The organism is Butyricimonas sp. Marseille-P2440 (genome assembly GCF_900091675.1).
In the GTDB taxonomy this organism is placed as follows: domain Bacteria; phylum Bacteroidota; class Bacteroidia; order Bacteroidales; family Marinifilaceae; genus Butyricimonas; species Butyricimonas synergistica.
The window spans coordinates 426,756-449,368 of sequence record NZ_LT594608.1; the positions used below are offsets into that span (position 1 = coordinate 426,756).

18 protein-coding genes and 1 tRNA gene are annotated in these 22,613 nt (G+C 43.7%); 7 read left to right on the plus strand and 12 right to left on the minus strand.

Annotation, left to right across the window (positions count from 1 at the left end; all coding sequences use genetic code 11):
* The first annotated feature begins 2 nt into the window (after positions 1–2).
* Genes BN8899_RS05460 through BN8899_RS05470 form a run of 3 tightly spaced genes read left to right on the plus strand, consistent with a single transcriptional unit; the run spans position 3 to position 1,720 of the window.
* Positions 3–575 (plus strand): TlpA family protein disulfide reductase, encoded by a 573-nt coding sequence (locus BN8899_RS05460; protein ID WP_065218628.1) that lies wholly within the window; start codon positions 3–5, stop codon positions 573–575.
* 33 nt (positions 576–608) lie between these two features.
* Positions 609–1,415, plus strand: a complete 807-nt coding sequence (locus tag BN8899_RS05465) for a formylglycine-generating enzyme family protein (protein WP_065218629.1) — start codon at positions 609–611, stop codon at positions 1,413–1,415.
* 23 nt (positions 1,416–1,438) lie between these two features.
* Entirely contained in the window at positions 1,439–1,720 is a 282-nt protein-coding gene (locus BN8899_RS05470; RefSeq protein WP_065218630.1) for a hypothetical protein, read from the plus strand.
* A 66-nt stretch (positions 1,721–1,786) separates the two neighbouring features.
* On the opposite strand, the gene BN8899_RS05475 is transcribed toward BN8899_RS05470, so the two are convergent.
* The 3 genes from BN8899_RS05475 to BN8899_RS05485 form a co-directional block, all read right to left on the minus strand.
* Complete coding sequence (locus tag BN8899_RS05475; RefSeq protein WP_065218631.1) at positions 1,787–3,202, minus strand: amidophosphoribosyltransferase; 1,416 nt, start codon at positions 3,200–3,202, stop codon at positions 1,787–1,789.
* A 15-nt stretch (positions 3,203–3,217) separates the two neighbouring features.
* Positions 3,218–4,870: a SulP family inorganic anion transporter gene (locus BN8899_RS05480; protein ID WP_065218632.1), complete on the minus strand. Its 1,653-nt coding sequence runs from the start codon at positions 4,868–4,870 to the stop codon at positions 3,218–3,220.
* A 95-nt stretch (positions 4,871–4,965) separates the two neighbouring features.
* Positions 4,966–5,319, minus strand: a complete 354-nt coding sequence (locus BN8899_RS05485) for a thioredoxin family protein (RefSeq protein ID WP_018339525.1) — start codon at positions 5,317–5,319, stop codon at positions 4,966–4,968.
* 163 nt (positions 5,320–5,482) lie between these two features.
* On the opposite strand from BN8899_RS05485, the gene BN8899_RS05490 reads away from it, so the two are divergent.
* Positions 5,483–5,851 (plus strand): YccF domain-containing protein, encoded by a 369-nt coding sequence (locus BN8899_RS05490; protein ID WP_065218633.1) that lies wholly within the window; start codon positions 5,483–5,485, stop codon positions 5,849–5,851.
* 87 nt (positions 5,852–5,938) lie between these two features.
* On the opposite strand, the gene BN8899_RS05495 is transcribed toward BN8899_RS05490, so the two are convergent.
* From BN8899_RS05495 to BN8899_RS05505, 3 genes are all read right to left on the minus strand, one after another.
* A complete protein-coding gene (locus BN8899_RS05495) occupies positions 5,939–6,445 on the minus strand; it encodes a TlpA family protein disulfide reductase (RefSeq protein WP_018339523.1) in 507 nt (168 codons plus the stop codon).
* Positions 6,446–6,543: 98 nt separating this feature from the next.
* A complete protein-coding gene (locus BN8899_RS05500; protein WP_065218634.1) occupies positions 6,544–8,658 on the minus strand; it encodes a type IA DNA topoisomerase in 2,115 nt (704 codons plus the stop codon).
* A 40-nt stretch (positions 8,659–8,698) separates the two neighbouring features.
* Positions 8,699–9,832, minus strand: a complete 1,134-nt coding sequence (locus BN8899_RS05505) for an OprO/OprP family phosphate-selective porin (protein WP_065218635.1) — start codon at positions 9,830–9,832, stop codon at positions 8,699–8,701.
* A gap of 190 nt (positions 9,833–10,022) precedes the next feature.
* Here BN8899_RS05505 and BN8899_RS05510 point away from each other — a divergent pair, with 190 nt between their 5' ends.
* Positions 10,023–10,658 (plus strand): lactate utilization protein, encoded by a 636-nt coding sequence (locus BN8899_RS05510; RefSeq protein WP_065218636.1) that lies wholly within the window; start codon positions 10,023–10,025, stop codon positions 10,656–10,658.
* A complete protein-coding gene (locus BN8899_RS05515; RefSeq protein ID WP_018339519.1) occupies positions 10,655–11,071 on the plus strand; it encodes an acyl-CoA thioesterase in 417 nt (138 codons plus the stop codon). The genes BN8899_RS05510 and BN8899_RS05515 overlap by 4 nt, the downstream gene beginning before the upstream one ends.
* A 66-nt stretch (positions 11,072–11,137) precedes the next feature.
* Here BN8899_RS05515 and BN8899_RS05520 read toward each other — a convergent pair whose 3' ends face one another.
* Entirely contained in the window at positions 11,138–12,073 is a 936-nt protein-coding gene (locus tag BN8899_RS05520) for a DUF4595 domain-containing protein (RefSeq protein WP_231932274.1), read from the minus strand.
* Between the two features lie 247 nt (positions 12,074–12,320).
* Between BN8899_RS05520 and BN8899_RS05525 the strand changes: the two genes are divergently transcribed.
* A tRNA-Val gene (locus tag BN8899_RS05525) sits at positions 12,321–12,398 on the plus strand.
* 206 nt (positions 12,399–12,604) lie between these two features.
* Here the strand turns inward: BN8899_RS05525 and BN8899_RS05530 are convergent.
* The 5 genes from BN8899_RS05530 to BN8899_RS05550 all read right to left on the minus strand — a co-directional run bounded on the left by BN8899_RS05530 (position 12,605) and on the right by BN8899_RS05550 (position 22,556).
* The gene (locus BN8899_RS05530) at positions 12,605–15,241 is read right to left on the minus strand and encodes a zinc-dependent metalloprotease (RefSeq protein ID WP_065218638.1); all 2,637 of its coding nucleotides are present in this window, start codon (positions 15,239–15,241) and stop codon (positions 12,605–12,607) included.
* 63 nt (positions 15,242–15,304) lie between these two features.
* Positions 15,305–16,195, minus strand: coding sequence for a putative zinc-binding metallopeptidase (locus BN8899_RS05535; protein ID WP_065218639.1), 891 nt, complete (start codon positions 16,193–16,195; stop codon positions 15,305–15,307).
* 25 nt (positions 16,196–16,220) lie between these two features.
* Positions 16,221–17,702 (minus strand): RagB/SusD family nutrient uptake outer membrane protein, encoded by a 1,482-nt coding sequence (locus tag BN8899_RS05540; RefSeq protein ID WP_026207834.1) that lies wholly within the window; start codon positions 17,700–17,702, stop codon positions 16,221–16,223.
* Between the two features lie 18 nt (positions 17,703–17,720).
* The gene (locus BN8899_RS05545) at positions 17,721–21,284 is read right to left on the minus strand and encodes a SusC/RagA family TonB-linked outer membrane protein (RefSeq protein WP_065218640.1); all 3,564 of its coding nucleotides are present in this window, start codon (positions 21,282–21,284) and stop codon (positions 17,721–17,723) included.
* 72 nt (positions 21,285–21,356) lie between these two features.
* Positions 21,357–22,556: a FecR family protein gene (locus BN8899_RS05550; protein ID WP_065218641.1), complete on the minus strand. Its 1,200-nt coding sequence runs from the start codon at positions 22,554–22,556 to the stop codon at positions 21,357–21,359.
* Positions 22,557–22,613: the final 57 nt, after the last annotated feature.

The window sequence follows — 22,613 nt, forward strand, 5'->3', positions numbered from 1 at the left end:
ACATGAAAAAATTATTCTTATTTTTGTTAGCATTTTTCTCGGTAACATCAGTATTTTCACAGGAAGATACAAAATTTGACTGGGCCCGCCCCTTCTTAGGAAAGAAAGCCCCTGCGTTAAACGTCAAAGAATGGATAACCGAAAAACCTGATACAACTGGGAAATTTATCATTTTGGACTTTTGGTCCACCTTTTGTGGTCCTTGCGTGAAATTCATTCCACAGATGAATAAATTTTCCAAGAAATTTAAAAAAGAAGCTGTTTTTATCGCCATTACCTTACAATCAAAAGAAAGTATGGAAAAAGGTCTTCAAGAAATAAAGAAAACAAAAAAGAAATTGAAAGAAAAATACACGCCAATCATTTTTTACCAAGCCACGGACCCCAAAGCTAAACTCTTCAATACATACAGCGCTGAAGGTTATATCCCCATGGTAATCATTATTGACCCGGATGGCATTGTACGCTGGCAAGGCAATCCCCACGGGGAAAGAGGAGACGGAGAAGGAGGATTGACGGAAGAAGTAATCAGGAATATCATCACAGCCTACTCGAATGATTCACACAGAAAGTGAAATCGGCATTGTTTAACTATAAATTAAATTGTAATGTTGAAAAAGTTGTTTTATTTACTGATGTGCGCAGCGTTGTTTGCAGGCTGCCGCGGCGGTAAGGATTATGAAGAAAAGGCTGTTTCCGGTTTCCCTTTCGAAATGGTTTATGTGCAGGGCGGTACGTTCCAGATGGGAGCGACTACGGAGGGATGGGAGTATGATAATGATGAAATGCCTGTCCATGCCGTAACTTTATCCGATTACTACATCGGCAAGCACGAAGTGACGCAGGGGTTGTGGAAGGCGGTGATGGGTACGAGCGTGGAGGAACAGATGGAAAAATCGGAGGAAAAACAGGGACTGCCAGGTGTGGGTGACAATTATCCGATGTACTATGTCAACTGGGACGAGGCGCAGGAATTTGTCAGGAAACTGAGTGAACTAACAGGCAAAAAGTATGTGCTGCCCACGGAGGCTCAATGGGAATATGCGGCCCGTGGCGGAGCGAAGAGCAAGGGGTTCAAATACAGCGGCAGCAATACGATAGATAATGTGGCTTGGTATCAAGGGAATTGTGAAACCGGTTCCAATCATCCTGTGGGTACGAAGGCACCGAATGAATTAGGAATTTATGACATGAGCGGCAGCGTATGGGAATGGTGCGCTGACTGGTACGATGATGAATATTATGCCAATTCTCCGCAGACGAATCCCGCTGGTCCTGCAAGTGGTCCCGGCCGCGTGGGCCGTGGTGGTTCTTCCGCCAACGATGCGTGGAGCTGTCAGGTGTTCCATCGGGACGGCAGCCGTCCGGTCTGCCGTGCCTTCCGTCTGGGCTTCCGGGTTGCCATGGTGCCTTAATTTATAACCAAATATAAAAACGAATGGAACTCACCATTGAAAATTTCGAGGAAGCCCGCCGGATATGCATACAAGCCGTCCTGGAAGCAATGAAAACTCTAGCCCACGAAGCCTATATCGGCGGAGAGGGAAGTGAAGACGGCCTATACGTCGCGGGAGTAAACAAAGATGACAGGATTCTCTATCTCACTCATTTTGATTGGGAAGAGGTCTCCGAAATACTCCCGGCGATAGAAGCAGGGAAAGTACGGGAATGGATCATTGATACACACAAGGATTCTTATCCCGATGGAAAAATCGAGTGAACTATTTATTCCTAATAAAAAAGAGGTGTGTTGACCACACCTCTTTTTTATACCTTGCGCTCCCTTCTACATGTAAGACGAATTATCCCAACAATGAGTGCAAAGCTCCTCTTTCGGCAAACCGATCGCTTTCACGATGTCTTCCAATCGCTGGAACTTCAATGAGTCCAATTGCAGATGGGCAGCCATGACTTCCAACATCTTCTTATACTTCTCCGAGTCCGGATCGGTATAAGGCTTTAAAATCTCTTCCGTCAAATCGGACGTACCTTCCAAGTCCCGAATTACCCGGCGGGTAAACAAATCGAAATTTGAACGGGAAGACGAAAAATTCAAGAACACGCAAGGATAGACCAGCGGCGGGCAAGCGATACGCATATGCACCTCTTTCACCCCGCACTCCCGCAATTTCACCACGTTATCCTTCAACTGCGTACCCCGCACGATAGAATCATCCAGGAACAAAATCTTAGCGTCCCGCGTGAAAGCCTCGTTCGGCAACAACTTCATCTTTGCCACCAGGTCACGCATCGACTGGTTCTGCGGCATAAAACTACGGGGCCACGTGGGCGTGTATTTCACGAAAGGTCTCTTGTAAGGGATATGCCGGGCATTGGCGTAACCGATAGCGTGCCCCACGCCCGAATCCGGGATCCCGGCAGCGTAATCGACGTCCACGTCATCGTCAGCAGCGATAGCCGCACCGCAACGATAGCGGGCATCCTCCACGTTTATCCCCTCGTAATAAGAGGAGGGATAACCATAGTACACCCACAAGAACGAACAAATCTGTTTCTTGCATCCCGGGGTAGTAATCTGCGTGATTCCGTCACGGGTAATCTGTATCGCTTCCCGGGGTTTAATATTCCGCACGATCGTGTACCCTAAATTCGTGAACGAAGAACTCTCGCTTGCCACCACGTACCCGAACTCGTTCTTACCCAAAATAATCGGGGTTCTCCCGTACTTATCCCGGGCGGCATAAATACCCGTTTCGGTAAGAATCAGGAAGGAACACGATCCCTTCACCGAGTTGTACACGTTCTCGATCCCCTCCTTGAAAGTTTCCCCGGAATTTATCAACATGGCAACCACCTCTGTCGGATTGATCGCAGACCCCGACAACTCGGCAAAATGCTTCCGTTCCTTCAAGAAACGCTCCACGATCTCGTTCAGATTGTCGATACGCCCCACCACCACCACGGCAAAACGCCCCAAGTGGGAAGTCACCGTGATCGGCTGGGACTCCATGTCACTAATAATCCCAATACCCAGATTCGACCCAATAAACCGGTCCAAATCCGGCTCAAATTTATTACGGAAATAGGCATTCTCCAGACTATGAATAGAACGATTGAATTCCTCTCCGTTGTAAAAAGCCATACCTCCCCGTTTCGTGCCCAAATGGGAATGGTAGTCCGTGCCGTAAAACACGTCTGCCACACAATCCTTACGAGATACACAACCAAAAAATCCGCTCATACAATATCTTTTAAATTATTTCTCTACCATCTCTTTTGCCGCACGCAAAGCAATATCAAATTTCGGGTAAATATTATCCACCCCGACAAGTTCGCCGATTCCCCCCTTCAACAAATCCTTCTTCACGGGTTCACTCACTCCCGACAACACGATCTGCGTATTCACTTTCGTCAACTGAAGAATCGTCTCTTGCAAATTCTTCAAACCGGTAGAATCCACGAACGGCACGTGCCGCATCCGGATAATCAACACGTTATAATTCACGCCCAAGTTACGAATCGTTTCGCAATAAGTCTTAGCCGAACCGAAGAAAAACGGCCCGCTAATCTCGTATATACCCAAACCTTTCGGTAAATCCTTATAATTCTCCGAAATATCCTGATCCAGATTCGTCGCCCCGATAATCTCTTTCGGCGCATTGTCTGCCATACGTTTCATGAACAAAAGGGCTGCCAACACCACCCCGATCTCGATAGCTACCGTCAGATCGACCAACACCGTCAGGAAGAAAGTCACCAACAAAATCACCACGTCGAACACCGAAGCCCGCAATATGGAACGGAACGAACGCCACTCACTCATGTTATAGGAAACCACGATCAGAATACCTGCCAGACAGGACATCGGGATCAAGGAAGCCCATTTCCCGAAAAATAACATAATCAACAGGAGCACCACCGCGTGAGTAATTCCCGCTACCGGAGTACGTCCCCCGTTTTTCACGTTAGTAGCCGTGCGGGCAATAGCTCCCGTGGCAGGGATTCCCCCGAACAAGGGAGAAGCGATATTAGCGATACCCTGCGCGATCAATTCCGTGTTAGAACGGTGATGCCCGCTAATCATACCGTCTGCCACCACCGCAGACAACAATGACTCGATAGACCCCAGTATAGCGATTGTCAATGCTGGTTGCAAATAATAGGACAAATTTTCCCACTCTATCGTTGGAATAACAGGCTCGAAATTACATTTGATTTCCCCGAATAGCGACCCGATAGTCGTCACCGAGTTTTCCGGCAAAAGAAACATCGCAACAGGCGTAATCAGCAAGATCGCCACGAAAGAACCCGGCACCCGTGACGTGATCTTTGGCATATACACCGTGATTAATATCGTCACGATCGTGATTCCCACCGCATACCAGTTCACAGTATCGAGGTTACTAAAATAAGCCCCCCATTTCCCGATAAAACTACTGGGCACGTCCGCAATCGTCAAGCCTAAAGCATTGGATATTTGCGTCGAGAAGATCACCAACGCAATCCCGGAAGTAAACCCGACAATCAACGGGTGAGGGATAAACTTCAACAAAGTACCCAACCGCAACAGACCGAACCCGATCATGATTACCCCCGCCAATATCGTCGCAATAATCATCCCGTCTATCCCGTACTCCTGGATAATGCCGTAAACGATCACGATAAAAGCCCCGGTAGGACCACCGATCTGCACCCGGCTTCCACCTAAAAATGAAATTAAAAACCCGGCAACAATAGCCGTAATAATACCTTTCTCCGGAGATACCCCCGAAGCCACGGCAAATGCAATTGCCAACGGAATTGCAACAATTCCCACCACAACTCCAGCCAGAATGTCTTTAGACAGATTCTTCTTCACGGAGCCGTCTTTAATTAACCCGAACAACTTCGGACTGAACACCTTTTCCATAATACTACCTTGTTAAAAAACAAGCGGCAAAGGTAGTAATATTAATGGTAAAATGAAAAAATGTGAAAATGAAAAAATGTCCCGCAGGCAACCCCTCACACGTTAAACACCTCTCTCACGTATCTCTTCAATTCCCATTTCGACAGCGCACCTCTCCCTACTTGCGGCTGCCCCATAACCGGAACAAACAACAGTGTGGGGATACTCCGCACCCTGAAAGCCTGCACCAGTTCCCGCTCAGTATCGCTATCCACCCTATAAATATCAATTTTTCCCTTGTACTCTCGTTGCAACTCTTCCAGTATCGGGGCTATAGTCTTACATATACCACTCCAATTCGTGTAAAAATCTATCAATGCCGGACGTTTCCCCTCAAACTTATACCGTCTGTCATCTTGGTAATCAAACACCTTCTGTTTAAAGCTATCCTTGGTCAAATGCTCGATCATAAATCAGTTTATAAAATTCATAAAACCCATCAAATTTACAAAGCCATTTTTGCCGGAAACAGCATCAACTTCATAAACACTATTTATCTTACGATATTATTTCCCTTTTTGTTCTCTTTATCGTATCTTTGGAGAGGTAGTTTAAACCATAATACCATAAAACATGAAAATCTTAGGAAATATTATCTGGGTTGTCTTCGGCGGATTATTCATCGCCATAGAATACTTCGTTTCCAGCGTGGGACTATTTATCACCATCATCGGCATACCATTCGGCTTACAAACCTTAAAACTCGGTGTACTTGCCCTATGGCCTTTCGGTAGTAAAGTCGTCGATATTCCCAAGAGCAGCGGTTGCCTCTCGGTCATAATGAATATCATTTGGTTCTTCATCGGGGGCGTATGGATATTCCTGTCGCACATTCTCTTCGGGGTACTCTTTTGTATCACCGTCATCGGCCTCCCTTTCGGCATGCAGCATTTCAAACTTGCCGGACTAGCCTTGACTCCATTCGGTCATGACGTGGAATAAGAAAAGCGGACCACATCCCTAAGGTCCGCTCATCTAAAAATGTCGCCAAGCGACAGTAATTTACAAATTCAATCAATCTCTACATCCTTAAATTCCTTTCAGTGCATTCAATGTTTTTTCTGTTTCCGGATTCGAGGGGCGGGTCATTTTCGGATTTACGATCTTTCCCTCTTTATCCAAGAGTATAAAACGAGGAATACCCGTGATATTATAAGCCTTCATGAACTCCCGGTCACCCCCATTATGTAATTGGATTCCACCCAATCCTTGTTCTTTTACCATTTTCTCCCAAGCAGCCTTATCCTTATCGCAAGAAATACTCACGAACACGATATTCTTGCCGTGCATTTTCTTTTCCAATTCTTTCAAATGAGGCAACTCGCCCCTGCAAGGAGGACACCACGTTGCCCACACGTCAATATACACGTACTTCCCTTTCAGATCACTTAAAGAAACCTCTTTACCATTAATGTCTACATACTTAAAAACAGGAGATTGATCCCCGGCTTTCAATTCTTCCTTTTTCTCTTGGGCGTTCACTCCCGCGAATACCAGCAAAAGTAAGATACAGGATAAATAGTACTTTAATCTCATTGTCTTTTACTTCAATTTGTGTTATCGTTCACAAATCTAAAGAATAAAACCAATTACACCGCCTCGAAAAAGTGATTTAAGATAGATTTAATACACCCTCATTTTTTACCCACGACAACCTTAAAACTGTCATCCAGGCGCAATATCCCGCTAAACGTGCTCCCGTCCTCGTTTTTAAAGCCGGTCAACACCCCCGTTTTGGACTTCAACACCAACGCTTCTACCTGCTTCTGTGTTAATTTTTTCCCAAAAAATTCCATCGGAATTAAAAAATCGCACGACTTCCGATACAGGCTACACCCCCAGGCAGCCCGCCCCTTGATGATCTCGCCATTTCCACACTTCGGGCATTTCAACACGACAGGTTCCGCGGGCGCTTTCTCCTTGCGGGGTGTTTTTTCTTTCTTCGGCTCGTCCTTTTTTTCTTCCTCTGCGACTTCAACCGTGATAGCTCTCCGCGGCGAACACTTCACCACGTGCACCAATTCATTGACCATCACCTTCAACTCCTCCATGAAATCAGCTACTTGATAGGTTCCGTCTTCAATCATTCGCAACTTCTTCTCCCACAGCCCCGTCAACTCAGCAGACTTCAACAGGTCGTTCTGTATCGTGTCTATCAACTCCACCCCCGTGGAAGTCGCCAGCAAGCGTTTCTTATCCTTACGGATATACCCCCGCTTCAACAAAGTTTCGATAATTCCAGCCCTCGTGGACGGTCTGCCAATGCCATTCTCCTTCATCAGGTCACGCAATTCCTCATCTTCCACCTGCTTCCCTGCCGTTTCCATAGCCCGCAGCAAATCAGCCTCCGTGTAATACTTCGGGGGTTGTGTTTCCTTTTCCTGCAATTCGGGAGAGTGCGGTCCCCGCTCACCCGCCTCGTACACGGGCAACACGTTCTCATCACCCTGCTTGTTGGATACCGCAGGGAATACCACCCGCCAAGCGGGATCAATAATTTGCTTCCCGGTAGCCTTAAACTCATGTACCCCCACTTGTGCCATGACTGTCGTGTTAGCAATCTCGCAATCCGGGTAAAATACCGCGATAAAACGTCGTGCCACCAGATCGTACACCCGCTTCTCGTCAGGCGTCATGTCATAACTGAACACTCCCGTCGGAATAATAGCGTGGTGATCCGTAATCTTCTTGTCATTAAACACCTTGGTTGACTTCCGCAACTTGCCCCCGTTCAGGACGGGATCGACCAACGTCGCATAAGGCTTCAAGCCCTTCAAAATTCCCGGGGCTTTCGGGTATATATCATTTGGTAGAAAATTCGTATCCACACGGGGGTAAGTCGTCAACTTTTTCTCATAAAGCGACTGGATGACCTTCAACGTCGTGTCCGCAGAGAAAGCGAACTTCCGGTTGCATTCCACCTGCAACAACGTCAAGTCGAACAACTTCGGCGGATGTTCCATCGCCTTTTTGCGCTCCGAACTCTTGATCTCCAACTCCAGCGGCATAATCTCTTGCATGAAAGCCTCCGCTTCCTCCTTTACCGTGAAACGCCCTTTCGTGTAAGAAAACCAGCCACCCCGGTAATCCGTCCGTACCTCCCAATAAGTTTCGGGTTTAAACTGCTCGATCGCCTTCTGCCGTTCCACGATCAACGCCAACGTGGGCGTCTGCACCCGACCAATCGACAGCACGTTCTTCCCGTTCCCGTAGCGCAACGTGTAAGCCCTGGTGGCATTCATCCCCAGCAACCAATCGCCGATAGCCCTTGCCGAACCCGCCGCATACAACGTGTCAAAATCCTTCGCACTCATCAACTTGTCGAACCCCTCCTTGATCGCCTCCTCCGTCAACGACGAAATCCACAACCGCATCACCGGCACCTTACATTTCGCCTTCGTCATCACCCAACGCTGGATCAATTCACCCTCCTGCCCGGCATCACCACAGTTAATCACCATCTCCGCCCGGTTGAACAATTCCTCGATAATCCCGAATTGTCGCTTGATACCCTCGTCATCAATCAATTTAATCCGGAACGTGGAAGGAATCATCGGCAGCATCGCCAAATTCCACGGTTTCCACTTTTCCGTGTACTCGTGCGGTTCCTGCAACGAACAAAGATGACCGAACGTCCACGTCACGCAATAGTCATTCCCCTCGAAATAACCATTCCGACGCACTTTGGCACCCAATACCTCCGCAATCTCTTTTGCCACACTCGGTTTCTCCGCTATACAGACACGCATCGACTAATTTTAGATTCAGTGATTATTAATTTTCAATTGTTTAAAAGCTCAGCTGGATTCTTCCCTGGATCATGCTGAATGTCTGTTTTCCTCCCTCCCTCGCATGCTTATCCAAACTCACCAGGCTATAACTCATCTTTGCCGAGACATATTTATTAAAATAATAAATACCACCGATAGACAAGTCATTCTCCTTGCCCCCCATGATTCCGGCATCTTTATCATTCATGTTCGTGATATTATAACGGCACAAAATCTCCAAACATTTTTCACCCGGAGCTACCGCCATACCACTCTCCTTATTATAAGCATAACGGCCATTCAGTAAAGCGTACCCGACTTGCGCATACCACCCGTCGCCATTATAATTCTCCACTACCGCACGACGGTTCACGTGAGCCAACAAATACTCACTCTGTACGTACCATTTGTCAAGCACCATGACAAACTCCGTCCCGAATCGCCATTCATTGATAGCATCCGTCACGTCTGCTTGCAAAAATTTCTCGGGGATCAAATTAGACGGGGCACCGGCAGAATACACCACTTTATTCTTCTCCGCTTCCCCCAACGCACTAAAACGCGAAGAAACCCCGACATGAATCACGTCCTTGTCATTCACGTACGGGCGATACAACACCCGCCCCGACAAAGCATACCCTTCATCACCTTTCTCCGTGTTATCTACATCCTTGTCACTGAACACCCCGGCTGAAACATTCAAAAGATCGACATTATACGTGTAACTCACGCCCAATTTACGACGATCACCGAAAGCAATACCCGTCACTGCAGCCCCGTTGAATTTCATATCCGAACTCCCGATCCGATACTCCAAGGAGTAAGGTTCAAAAAAATGCCCGACCCGAAACAGATTCTTACCGTCACGATACTCTATAAAAATATCCTTCATAGATACTTTGCTTTTGGCAAATCCCACTTCAATCTTCCCTGTCCAACGATCAAGAAAACGTACTGCCGTTCCCAACCTCAAATCATACACCTCCATGGCATTGCCCAACGAAGTCTTATCACTAAAAAATACTCCCCCATCAAACAACGCCCGACCGATCAATCGTGCCTCAAAATTTCCTTTTTCAGACTTCAACGTTAATTGTGCAAAGACTCCCACGTAACAAGCCATCAAAATCAAAAGTAAAAATACTTTCCTCATCATCAAGGTTTTAAAAAATTAATAATCCATTCAAGACCAGAATATCTCTCGCAAAAATACAAAAAAATCAGCGATTCACTATCTTTGTTATCTCAAACACAATAACGTGCCCGACGTATAAAAAGTTGCAGAACATCCTGTAACGCCTTGAGACGAAAGCTCAACGGGCTAAAACAATAAAAAAGATTCTATGGAAAAAGAAATCATTACCCGCACGCTAAAAGCCCTAGAAAGGAATCATTTCGAGGTTTATCTTGCCGAAAACCGGGAAGAAGCAAAAGAAATCTTTTTTAAAGAGATTTTCGAGAAAATAAAACCCGCCACCGTGTCGTGGGGCGATTCCATGACCATGAAATCCACGGGTGTGCTGGATGAAATAGCCAATAACCCCGAATGTATCCTCATTCGTACATTCCAGGAAGGATACAGCCGGACACAAAAGACTTACTGGCGCCGTCAAGCTCTTCAAACCGATCTTTTCCTGACGGGGACGAATGCCCTCACACAACAAGGACAACTGGTAAACATCGACATGGTAGGCAACCGAGTAGCCGGGCTCTCTTTCGGTCCCGAGCACGTGGCTCTTTTTATCGGCACCAACAAGATCGTCGAAAACATCGAACAAGCAATGGAACGCATCCGCACCGTGGCAGCACCATTAAACGCCATCCGCCACACCAATCTGCATACCCCATGCCAGAAGACCAAGACATGCATGAACTGCCAAAGTGCCGACCGGTTGTGCAACACGTGGACGATCACTGAAAAATCATTCCCGCAAAAACGGGTAAAAATCATTCTTATCAACGAATCACTAGGACTATGAGCACAAAAGAATTTGTATTTGAAATAGAAATGAAAGTACGCGACTACGAGTGCGACCTGCAAGGCGTGGTCAACAATTCCAACTACCAACATTACATGGAGCACGCACGCCACGAGTTTTTGGAAACCACCGGAACTAGTTTTTCCGCTTTACACGACCAAGGTATCGACGTCATGGTCGCCCGCGTAGACATCTCCTACAAACACCCGCTCCGGGGTAGCGACCGATTCATCGTGAAAGTTGCCTACGAACGGGAAGGCGTAAAACTGGTATTCTTTGAAGATATTTACAAACTCCCGGAACAAACATTATGTGCCAAAGGACGCATCGAAGCCATTTGCCTTCAGAACGGCAAACTCACCCGCGGCGAACTCTTCGATACGATATTTATCGACAAGGTAAAGAAAAAATAAAAAGAGGTGTGTTTGACACACCTCTTCTCTATAATATCTAGAAATCAATCCTTTGATTCTTCTGCTCTATTTTCTATCCCCGTGACGCATAAAGAAGGAACGGAAATTCCATTTCTTGCCATCATTCTCCAATTGGCTAGAACGTCCCGATAACTCTTCTCCGTCAACCGTGATATAAGAATAAGTGTATGATGAATAGCTATTCATTCTTTCAGTTCTGATAGTACCGTCTTGATTAAAAGAATAGGTCGTATTCACGGTACTCTTACCATCTCGATCACTCTCGTCAAAAGATTCCTCGTACCATTCCTCCGTGTATGAAATAGGGAAATAAGCCGAAGCTTTTCCTAACATCCCCACTAACCCAAAAATATCTGCATCCTCCATATCGAGAACTTCAGATTGAGTCATAGTGAATTGCCCTAATTCATTTTTTTGCTCCCCGTATTCGATCGTATAAGTGGAACGCTCTTTCGATTTCTCCCCATTCTCTATCTCACTTCCTTCGGAGTCTACCTGAAGCAAATTTCCATTTTTCCAGGTGTAAGTAACCTTATAAGTTCCTTTAATAGAATAGCTTTCTCCATATTCCTTACTATTCTCGTTGTATTCTTCCGAATAAGACACTAATTGATCATTTTTATAAGAAAAAGAAATCTCACCGTTTCCTTTATAGCAGCCCTCTTCATCCTTATAATCCCACGATGATTTAATGCTTTTGATATACCCCTTACCGGTAAACGACACTTTAGCCTGCTCTTCGCCATCGGAGATTAGAAGCCCCTTGTCATAATCAATCTCTCCAAGCTCGTCAGAATTGTATCTGACTTTCACACAGCGATTGTTGTCATCGTACTCGAAAATATAATTTCCGACTTTAGAAGGTAATTTCCCTGCATACGTTATTACCGGTCCTTGTGGCGTTTTGTCATCGTCATCATCACTACAAGCTGCAAACAAGCACATTACTATGGCTAGTGTTGCCCATAACAAATTTTTCATCTTTCTTTTTATTTAAGAATTATAAAATAATCTGATCGCAAAATTAATCAAGCCTATAAAAAAAAACAAATCCATAAATTCATTTTTTTAATATTTTAATCCATATTTTTCGAATTATCTATTCCCCTTCCCACCTCCTTGATAAGCAACATCAAGTAACATTTCATCTATTTCTTGAAAAAAATATTTCAAATTCTTTGCAGGCTTCAAAAAATGTACTACATTTGCATCCGCAATTGAGCAACAAGGGCGCTTAGCTCAGCTGGTTCAGAGCATCTGGTTTACACCCAGAGGGTCGGGGGTTCGAATCCCTCAGCGCCCACCACTTGAACGCCATGAAGCGACAAGAAAACAACAAACATCCTGTAAATTAGATATTTACAGGATGTTTTCTTTTATCCATTTGACTACTTCCTATTCTAAAATGTCAATCACGGATCAACTGTAAAATCTGTGTTTTTTCACGTGAGCCAAAAAAGGAGAGTATGCCTTTGCCAGCACACTCTCCTTGTAAAGAAGAAGAAAAATATTTTATTTCTTCAATGCTTTTATTTGAATCAAAATAGACTGATAATGAGCTCTATCTGCAACATTCGCACCAACAAGTCTACTCTCTATCAATTTTTGAATTTTATTCAACATATCTACATTATATCCCACGGACTCATCAATGACCTCAACTTTTACCGGTTTTTGCCACCCGTAAGGATCGGGACCCAAAATATTGTACGCTGCAACTTGGTTTGCAATCAAACCTTGACCGTATTCAGCCTCGAAGGCTTTCAACTGATCCCGGTAACGACGCACGTCACCCGTTTTATCCATTCCAAACTCGATCACTTCATCAATAGACAAACTGATCATTGGAATCATATCACTGAAATCATTTATTGCCTTCTTGGGAGCAATAGCCTTTCCAACAATTTCTGCTCCCTGAGCCACGCAAAGTCTTTGCATTAATTTATCGCCATCAGTTAGTTTTCTATTTTGAATTGTCGGTTCCCAAATTCCAGCATACAAATCATCATAGTAATCCTTAACCGTGTAAGGATTTTTTGACAAATGAGCCGTCAATGTAACCCTCGGCGCAATAGTAAATAATGCTTTAGCCACAACACCCTGCAAAAGCGTGGAATATTTCGGGGCGAATATTTTTTGATCCAAAGCTTTGTCATTCAACCAGTCGCTATCTCTCAATTGCTTGATAGTCCAACGCATGGAAGCCCGTTGAACATCACGGGATACCGGCTGGTAACGCTCTATCGAGGTCCCTTCTTTTACAGGATTCAGGTAAACTCCACCCACCTGGCACAGGACGTTTGAAATATACCGGTAGTACTGGTTCAATATTTGAGAATACAATTCCAATCGGTATTCAGAGAAATCATCATCTGAAATCCAATTATTCACGTTTGGCAGAATGTATTTCAAATTCTTGATACCGTAATTACTAGCCTTGATAGGATCATCCCCCAAGTCTTCGGTCAACGCGCTCGGGTCATACATGCTTGCAACTTGTTGTTGACCATAGCGATACATCGGGTCGCCAACTTTCTCGTCAATCCATTGCTCGACAATCTTTGATTCCTCTTTCACGCTTTTATTGCCGGCGATCGGGGAGTACAACCACTTGATCGCGTAATAATCGTAAACACCAAGATCGGGAGGGGTCAATTTCAATCCTTTATCACCGGGCTGTGCCACGTAATTGTAACGAGCGTAGTCCATGATAGAAGGTGTTGTCCCGTATTCACGAGTGAAAGAAGCGGAACGTAACGAATCCACCGGGTAAGCATGAGAAGACGCCATATTGTGCATCAAGCCCAGCGTGTGCCCTACCTCGTGAGCCATCACGTAAACCAAAGACTCGTGCAAAGCCTCTTGTGGCATCTCTTTCTGGCGCATGGATTCGTCAACCTGCGCGGTTTGAACAAAACGCCACTGAGATACCAACTTCACGATATCATTATACACGATCACGGAAGCGTTCACGATTTCGCCCGTTGTCGGGTCTACCCAACTCGGTCCCATGGCATTAGCCACCCCGGCAGGACAATAGCGGATGCAAGAATATTTCAAGTTATCCGGGTCAAAGTTCGGGTCATCCGTCGGGAAATCTTTAACTTGAACCGTGTTCTTGAAACCAATCTTCTCGAAAGCCTTGTTCCAGTCTAAAACTCCCTCCCGCAAAGCAGGTTTCCAGTTTTCCGGGAAAGTATTGTCCAGGTAGAACACGATCGGTTTTACCGGTTCAACAAGTTCACCCCGCTCCCAGGCTTGAACATCTTTCGGTTCCAAACGCCAGCGATTGGCAAATGAATAATATTTAGATCCTTCCCTGGGAGAGATATTTTGTTTCCCGGTCAAGAAAATCCCGATACGGGGATCAGAAATTCTCGGCTTCATTTTTTCTTCCGGCAACAACAACACGGTCTTCACGGTATTAACGGCAACATCCCCTAAATCAATAGAGAAAATGAAAAAACTAGCGGAACAACTGTACACTTCCTGGGATTCGATAGAAATATTATCATCAAAAGATTTAATCTTTCCTGTACAAGAGAGTTCATTTTTCAATTTCCCATTGATTGGCAACGAACCCATAATATACCCCCCGACAGGATTCATAGAAGGGTCGGAGAATATCTTTCCCGCTTCGAATACTACAGCGGTACTATCTTTATTGTAAGCCTCCAGTTTGAACTTCAATTTAGGAATATCCATGAAATTCAAAGCCGCGGCCTCTTGCATTTCTTTTGTTTGGTCAAAAGTGGTATAAGTTGCGCACTCGCTCATAAAGATAGTGCTATCTTGCAATTTAAAACGAACGTGCATCGGGTCCGAGGCTTTATAGCCCACGTTAACCATGGAAGGGTCACTCGTTGCGGAAGGAGTTGAAGTAATTAAAACATCACGTCCCAAGTATTTTAACGGGTACTCGAAATAAATTTTATCGCCAACCCGATGAACCGTGATAAAGTTTCCGCGAAATTCCTCGTGTTGTTTTCCCTTGAACAACTTCTCGTATTTCGATTCTACTTTTTTAGCGGTAGAGTCTTGTTGTTCAGTTTTTGCTTTCTTCTTTTTCTTCTTACCCCAGGCGTACAAGGGTTCCGTACACGGGAGCAAGAATAGTGATACAAGTAACAATACTAATCCTTTTTTCATACAACAGATTTCTAAATGTTAATCAATAATCTATATTTTATCGTTCTAAAATAAAAACGCACCTCATTTATTACCAATCGCTTGTAAATCTATGTTATACTCATTTTTAAAATAAGCAATCAATATCGCATACTTTTCACGAATCAACCCGTGAACATCTTTATTCGGATGCAGAATTCCTTTCATGGTAGGTTTATCTTCATAAGCATCTGGCTCCGCCCTCAAATAATCATACGAATATTGCACTACCGCAGCGATATATTCCTTCCAGTCATATTCAGCATCTACCTGTCCTTCTTTCAAAAAACCTTGTTCATACATACTATATTCATCCACATATCCCCCATAAGTAGATACTTTCGTAAATTCCTCTGAGATCCCTATCATTTTCCGATCTAACAAACGTTCCAAAAAAGCCGTGTTTACATCATTTTTAAATGATGTTTTGGCAGCCTTCGAGAATGCCTCAACCTCCTGGCATCCCCAATTCACGGCAAGATTATCAAATCCGGAATAAACATTCAATTGCTCGGTACTAACAGGCCATACCTTTACAGAACTACACAGTAACAACTTCATAGGCATACAGCGTTGTAACATCGTATCCGCATAAAATTGGAAGAACAAATCTTCGACAAGAGCTAATTGTTTGCCGACATACGCTTCTTCTGCCGGGACCACTGTAATATTTCCCGAATAGGTATTCGTGTTTGAATTCAAAACAGCTTCATCCCAATCCGTCCCGTTAAAATACACATCTTTCGGTTCAAACTTATACAATATATAAAAACCACATCGATCAAACCATTCTACAATATTCTGGTCATAATCATGCGCCCCTTGAGGAAGGGTATATTTAAATTCCGGTTCACTTGTCGGTACAATAGGGTCTTCATCATAACATCCCAGCCAAAGCACAACGCTCAATAATACAAATATCAATCTATATCTCATAACATTCATATTTTAATATTCAACATCAAGGATTTTGTTCCAATTCCCGATTATACTCCAAAACTTGCTGGGGAATCGGCAAAACATAACGGGGAGAATTCGCTTGCAACGTAAATTTCTGTTCCTCTCCCAGATTTAAGAAATAAATATGCTCTAATTCCGGCATCCCATACCGACGTAAATCAAACCAACGATGATTCCCCTCACCACATAATTCCCGACGGCGCTCTTCTTTATAAAAATTCAACAAAGCCTCCCCATCCTTATCCACTGGAATATAAGTAGTGGTCCGAGTATCATAACGATGTTCTCTCAGGAAATTCAAATCAGACAAAGCTTTTTCTCTAAACTCCTCGTTATCCGAAACAATATATTTATGAATATAAGCTTCAGCCCTATTCAAATACATTTCTGCGGTACGAATACCTAGACAACCGTCATTTCTATCTTTACAAACAATATCCGGGACACGTTTAAAAGACATCGAAATAAAGTCAAAAGAATTGTAGTCCGTGTAATTTGTAAAATAAGTATTATACCGCAAATCCAACACCTTACCGGCAGGAGAAACTTCATACAACCTCAATAAATCATCAGAAGCACTGTATGGACTTGCCGCCAAAGCACGCATATTAGCATAACCGTTTTCCGCCCGATACCAGATAACCTCATCAAGCGTATTTTTATTATACACGCCCTCGGAAGAAGTATTATCATCAGGATTCCTAAACATGGCAAGCGTGAGTAAATTTGGTTTTACTTTCAACACCTCATCAGCATATTTCAAAGCATTATCCCAATCTTCCATGTAAAGGTACATTCTGGACAAGATCGCTTTAGCCGCGATATGATTCATTCTATGCAAGCTCTTGGCAAAATCATTTTCCTCCAACAAACGATTCCCTTCCAACAAATCCTGTTCAATCTGGCGATAAACCGTAGCAACACTCTCCCGGGGAAACAATTCTTCCGTAACATCCATGTGTAATTTTAAAGGTACACCCAAATTTTTCTCGGGATCTCCGGCATTGTACGGTTGCCCGAAAAAATTCACGAGCATCAAATAATAGAACCCTCTTAAAGTAAGCGCCTCTCCTCGCAGATTCTCCCGTCTAGTGTCATCCCCCCGAACTTTATCCAAATAATCCAAAACCACATTACATCCTTTAATCTTCCGGTAAGGCAATTCCCAATAACTTACAATATTTCCGCCACCACCTTCATCAAACATATCTTTTTGCCAACCAAATTTCCAACGTTCTCTCTCAAGTTTCGTTTTATCATCCGGGTAGTAAATAGAAGCCCCCCGACACTGGATATCATCGGTAAAAATATCTGTAATACCCAAAAGATAATCCGTATAAAGTTCAGTATAAGCCTCTCCGTTCAACAATTGATCCATATCGTCTACCGTCGAAGGACGAATTTCGTCCTGACTCGATTCCTTCAGGAAGTCACTACATCCAAACAATCCCAAAGCAAACAGCAATATTATTATTCTTTTCATCAATCTCTAATTTACTTGTTAAAAACTCACGTTCACACTCAAGGAATAATTCCTTGATAAAGGTTGATTACCACTTGCTACTTCCGGATCCCGTCCCTGAAAATCTTTACTTACAATCTGGAAAGGATTGCTAACCGTAAATGACACACTCACATCCTGTGCGTAACGAGAAATCAATCTCTGGGGTATATTGTAAGAAAGAGTAATATTATTACATCTCAAGTACCAGGCATCCACCACCCTGACATCAGAATAAGGATAAGCTTCATAAGGATAAAAAGATTTCCAATTCTGATAAAAAGGATAAGATGCCAAATTCGTCGTCGGGTGAGGCAATGAAGGAATGTTCGTGTGAGCCTCATCACCAGGCTCTCGCCAACGTTTTACCATTTCCGTGGACATATTTAAATATTCACTCGGAATCCGTCCCCTGGAATTCATTTCTTTGAAAGGAGAAACCAAAAATTTTTGATTCCCCGTGCTCAAATAGAAATTGGCTGTCAATGTCAACGTTTTATACCGGAATGAGGTATTCAAACCCGCGGTAAAATCTGGATCTAACTTTCCCGCATAAACCATATACCGGGTTGCATCTTCCCAAGCTGCCTCCGAATCACTTCCCGAAAGGTCAAATTCAGGAGCCCCGTTTTCAGGGTTCAACCCGGAGAAACGGAATGCCCAAAAACTAGACATGGCATACCCTTCCTTGTTCAATTCTCCCGACACAGCCTCTTTCCAATCTCCCGTAGGCTCCAAAGAACTCTTCAATTTATTGTACACTTGGGAAGTATTCATCCCCAACGACCAAACAAAATCCTTTGTCCGTACAGGCACCACGCTAACACTTAAATCCCAACCGGAATTTGTCATATTCCCGCCATTAATAACCATAGAAGATACCCCGTTAGCATACGGCACCTTACGCTCCGTGATCATATCTACCGTACGTTTGTAGTAATACTCGAACGTTCCGTTTATCTTGCTCTTGAACAAACTAAAATCAATACCCAAGTTCAAACTTTTATTCTTTTCCCATTTCAAATGAGGAGCAGGCAAACTTTTAATACTTAACTTCAAATCATCGCTACCGCTTAATTCATCCACGGGTACAAATTTCGCAATCAGCTCCGGTCCCACATTCTCCGCAACATTTCCTTGAAAACCATAAGATGCCCGAATACTTACATCATTCAATATATCCTGATTTTCCAACCAGTGCTCCCGGGAAACATTCCAACGCACACCCACGGACCAAACGGGTTGGTATCTGGCACTTTTATCCTGCCCAAAACGATTGGAGGCATCCACACGAATACTTGCATTCACCGCATAACGCTCGTCAAACATATAACTCATATTGCCATAAAAAGACAAGTAATTCGCTGTCCGGTCCGTGATCGAGGGACTCGTTCTCACCAGTTTATTCTTTTCCCCCTTCTCGCCTATCGTGATCGGCACCTGGGCAAACGACTTGCCCCGGTCAGGCATATAACCGTAATTCTTTTGAGTATAACCGTCATACTTGTTACTTCGGGATTCTTGTCCCAGCATAACACTAACAGCATGCTTCCCGAAATTATTAATATATTCCAATTGATTACGCCAAGTATAATTGTCATTCCTACTCTCAACGACATTTAATAATCCTCCCACAGGTAAAGGCGAATTTTTGTACTGAATATCCTCGGAACCGTAAGCTCCAAATTCATACTCTCTTATTGCAGTAATATAATTAGATTCTTCCGTGTACCATGATTCACCTAGAGAAGAAGAATGATTATATCCCAAGGTAGAAGACAGTGTCAACCCGCCAACAATATTCCAACGTACACTTAGATTACTATTCACACTACTTGTTGTATTTTCATTGCCGCTATTATTCAGTTCATGGACAATATTATACAAGTAATTATTTTCCCCTTTCGGGTAAAAATACAGACTTCCATCCTCGTTATAACAAGGAATAGCCCGATTGGTGGTACTCGCGTACGTATAAGGATCAACACTCGCAAAACCGGTTGTTTTCACCACACTACCAGCTAACCCGGCATTCAATGTCACACGATTCCATAAAGTTGAAGTAACATTAAAACTTCCATTGTACTGTTCCAGTCCATTCCCCTTAGCCGTATTTTCACTTCGATTAATACCCAAGGATGCCCGGTAAGTAGATTTTTCATTTCCTCCCGAGATACTAATATTGTGGCTATGGCTAAACGGAGTCCTGAACAAAATATCAAACCAATCCGTGTTCATTGCTTCAAGTTTCTTGGCTTGCGTGTTAAATTCGTCATAACTAATCTCTCGTCTTTTATAAGCCAATGCCAAAGCCATATACCCAATCGGATCCTCCAGCTCCACGATACATCCCCGTTCATACGCCTCCCGGGAAACACCAACACGTTGCTGTGAATTCATCAATTCCATGTTCTTGTAGCTCATTTTCGCGCTCATCGAGAAATTTCCGCTATAATTCACGGACATTCTACCCCGTTCTCCTTTTTTCGTCGTGATTACAATCACCCCGTTAGCAGCCTTCACCCCATAGATTGCGGTTGACGAAGCATCTTTCAAAACGACGATATTATCAATATCGCTAGGATTCAACCAAGCAATAGCCCCTCCCACGAAATTCTTAATCATATCCATATTATCGTCACCGATATCCGTTAATTGTGCCGCATTAAAAGGTAACGGGTCTTCCTGAATAATCCCGTCCACAACCCATACCGGTTCCGGGTTTCCTAACAAAGTCGAAGTTCCACGCACTCTCACCTTTTGGCGGGTACCCGTCAAACCGCTTTGGTTAATCACCATCATCCCCGGCAATTTACCTTGTAATGCTTGTTCTAACGTTTGTGTCCCGTTTACCACCAGGTCACTCCCCTTTATACTACTGGTCGAACCCGTCATCCCCCGTTTCTTCACCGCCTGATAACCTGTAACCACAACCTCTTCCACTTGTTGCACATCCTCACTCATCACCACATCTATCGTATCCCGCCCCACGTATTTCACCTCCACGGTTTTCATTCCAAGGAAAGAAAAAATCAATACAGAACTATCTTTAGGAATTCCTATTTCATAGGATCCATTAACATTTGTAGTAGTCCCGACAGTAGTCCCTTTCAAACGAATAGCCACTCCCGACAAGGGTTGATTCTCCTTGTCCTTCACCACTCCTTTAACATACGCAAGCACCTTCTTGTCTTTTTTCTGCTCTTCTTTCAATACAATAATAAACTTTCCCTCAATCCTATACGACAGACCGTTTACTTTCAACGTTTTGTCTAAAAGATCTTTTAAATCAATCTCCCCGAAATCAGCTCGAACCTCTGTTTGCAAATCTACAACGCCATTATTATACATAGCCACAAAACCAATTTGGGAACGGATCTCCTGAAATAATTTATCATACGTGATTTTTTTGAAATTCATCTGCATTTTGTTTTGGCTTAATCCCGAAGAATAACCACCCAGTACAAAAAGCAACTGCATGACCGTAATCATCATTATGGTCAAAAAAGTTCTACCCGTTCGTTTTTTTACAAAAACGAAAGTTCTCCAACATTGTTTTTCCATAAATTTTAATTTTCAATTAACACTTTCAAAAAACTCTAGCTATTACAAATAGACTAGATTGTTTTCACTACACTACAAACTCAACTTTTTATCTAGATAAACCATTTTGTTTTCCATCCTACATTTCACATTCGACGTCATCTCTATAAAATCCAGCATGAATTTTAAAGATTGGGCACGTTCGACAGCCCCGGTAAAACGAATTGCACGAATAGCTTCATCCGTGAAAGAAAACTCCACGTCATACCAACGCGTTAGCTGTTTTACCAACTGTTCCAATGGCATATTCACGAAATCAAACATCCCGGATTTCCAGGAAACGATCAAATTCACGGGCACTTGTTGTTTCATCAACGATTTCCCTTCTATATCCCAAACCGCCTGCCAACCGGGACTCAACATTTCCCGTCCCGTCGCCGCATTTACTTGCACCTTCCCGGTTTCCAAGGTTACGACTGAAACATTTTCGTCCCGATAAGCCATTACGTTAAATGATGTCCCAAGAACCTTCATATCTAAATCTTTTGCATGAACAATAAACGGACAAGCCTCATTCTTCGCCACTTCGAAATATCCCTCTCCCACGATCTCCACCTCCCGGGTTGCCCCCGTGAAACGCACCGGATATTTTAACTCGGTTTCCGAATTCAGCCAAACTTTAGTTCCGTCCGACAAAGTCAAAATATATTCACCTCCCCGGGGAACGATCAACGTATTATACTCAACTGCTTCCCCGAAAACTCTCCCCGACAAAGAATCCTCTTTCGCCATATAGCACAATCCCGCTCCCACGCTATGCTCAACACTTACCCTGTCCATTTTTAATACAAAAGAAGAATCCTTGTGAATAACCATCCTCTTCCCGTTATCCAAAAGCAAGGTTATATCGGAATGCCCGCCCAATATCTGAGATGCCCCGTTTTTTTCAATATACTCTTGTTTTTCCGGGAACCAAAACATGGTTGAAAACAATAACAAGCAGGCAGCAACCGCTCCACTCCAGAGATACAATCTTTGAGATATTCTCCTTCCTCGTTTTTCCCGCATGGGCAAACGAGATAATATTTTTTCTTCTGCCCGGGTTAAATTTATACGATTATATTTTTCCGCGTAACTCACGCGATAAAGTAACCGGAATAATTGTATCAAACGCTTCTCGTTGGCAGGCTCCTCTTTCAACCATGCAGCAATATCTTCTTCTTGCCTTGAAGAAAATTTCCCACCCCAAAATTCCAAGAGGCTCCGGTATATTTCATCGTATTTCTTTTTCATCTGTTCTTACGGACTTTTATCCATTAAACAGATATTTCAAAAAAAAGGGTGACTCAA

What these genes read in the sequence shown, in the direction of transcription:
- BN8899_RS05460 (WP_065218628.1), top strand. Translation starts at nt 3, where the DNA reads ATGAAAAAATTATTCTTATTTTTGTTAGCATTTTTCTCGGTAACATCA.
- BN8899_RS05465 (WP_065218629.1), top strand. Translation starts at nt 609, where the DNA reads ATGTTGAAAAAGTTGTTTTATTTACTGATGTGCGCAGCGTTGTTTGCA.
- BN8899_RS05470 (WP_065218630.1), top strand. Translation starts at nt 1,439, where the DNA reads ATGGAACTCACCATTGAAAATTTCGAGGAAGCCCGCCGGATATGCATA.
- BN8899_RS05475 (WP_065218631.1), bottom strand. Translation starts at nt 3,202, where the DNA reads ATGAGCGGATTTTTTGGTTGTGTATCTCGTAAGGATTGTGTGGCAGAC.
- BN8899_RS05480 (WP_065218632.1), bottom strand. Translation starts at nt 4,870, where the DNA reads ATGGAAAAGGTGTTCAGTCCGAAGTTGTTCGGGTTAATTAAAGACGGC.
- BN8899_RS05485 (WP_018339525.1), bottom strand. Translation starts at nt 5,319, where the DNA reads ATGATCGAGCATTTGACCAAGGATAGCTTTAAACAGAAGGTGTTTGAT.
- BN8899_RS05490 (WP_065218633.1), top strand. Translation starts at nt 5,483, where the DNA reads ATGAAAATCTTAGGAAATATTATCTGGGTTGTCTTCGGCGGATTATTC.
- BN8899_RS05495 (WP_018339523.1), bottom strand. Translation starts at nt 6,445, where the DNA reads ATGAGATTAAAGTACTATTTATCCTGTATCTTACTTTTGCTGGTATTC.
- BN8899_RS05500 (WP_065218634.1), bottom strand. Translation starts at nt 8,658, where the DNA reads ATGCGTGTCTGTATAGCGGAGAAACCGAGTGTGGCAAAAGAGATTGCG.
- BN8899_RS05505 (WP_065218635.1), bottom strand. Translation starts at nt 9,832, where the DNA reads ATGAGGAAAGTATTTTTACTTTTGATTTTGATGGCTTGTTACGTGGGA.
- BN8899_RS05510 (WP_065218636.1), top strand. Translation starts at nt 10,023, where the DNA reads ATGGAAAAAGAAATCATTACCCGCACGCTAAAAGCCCTAGAAAGGAAT.
- BN8899_RS05515 (WP_018339519.1), top strand. Translation starts at nt 10,655, where the DNA reads ATGAGCACAAAAGAATTTGTATTTGAAATAGAAATGAAAGTACGCGAC.
- BN8899_RS05520 (WP_231932274.1), bottom strand. Translation starts at nt 12,073, where the DNA reads ATGAAAAATTTGTTATGGGCAACACTAGCCATAGTAATGTGCTTGTTT.
- BN8899_RS05530 (WP_065218638.1), bottom strand. Translation starts at nt 15,241, where the DNA reads ATGAAAAAAGGATTAGTATTGTTACTTGTATCACTATTCTTGCTCCCG.
- BN8899_RS05535 (WP_065218639.1), bottom strand. Translation starts at nt 16,195, where the DNA reads ATGAGATATAGATTGATATTTGTATTATTGAGCGTTGTGCTTTGGCTG.
- BN8899_RS05540 (WP_026207834.1), bottom strand. Translation starts at nt 17,702, where the DNA reads ATGAAAAGAATAATAATATTGCTGTTTGCTTTGGGATTGTTTGGATGT.
- BN8899_RS05545 (WP_065218640.1), bottom strand. Translation starts at nt 21,284, where the DNA reads ATGGAAAAACAATGTTGGAGAACTTTCGTTTTTGTAAAAAAACGAACG.
- BN8899_RS05550 (WP_065218641.1), bottom strand. Translation starts at nt 22,556, where the DNA reads ATGAAAAAGAAATACGATGAAATATACCGGAGCCTCTTGGAATTTTGG.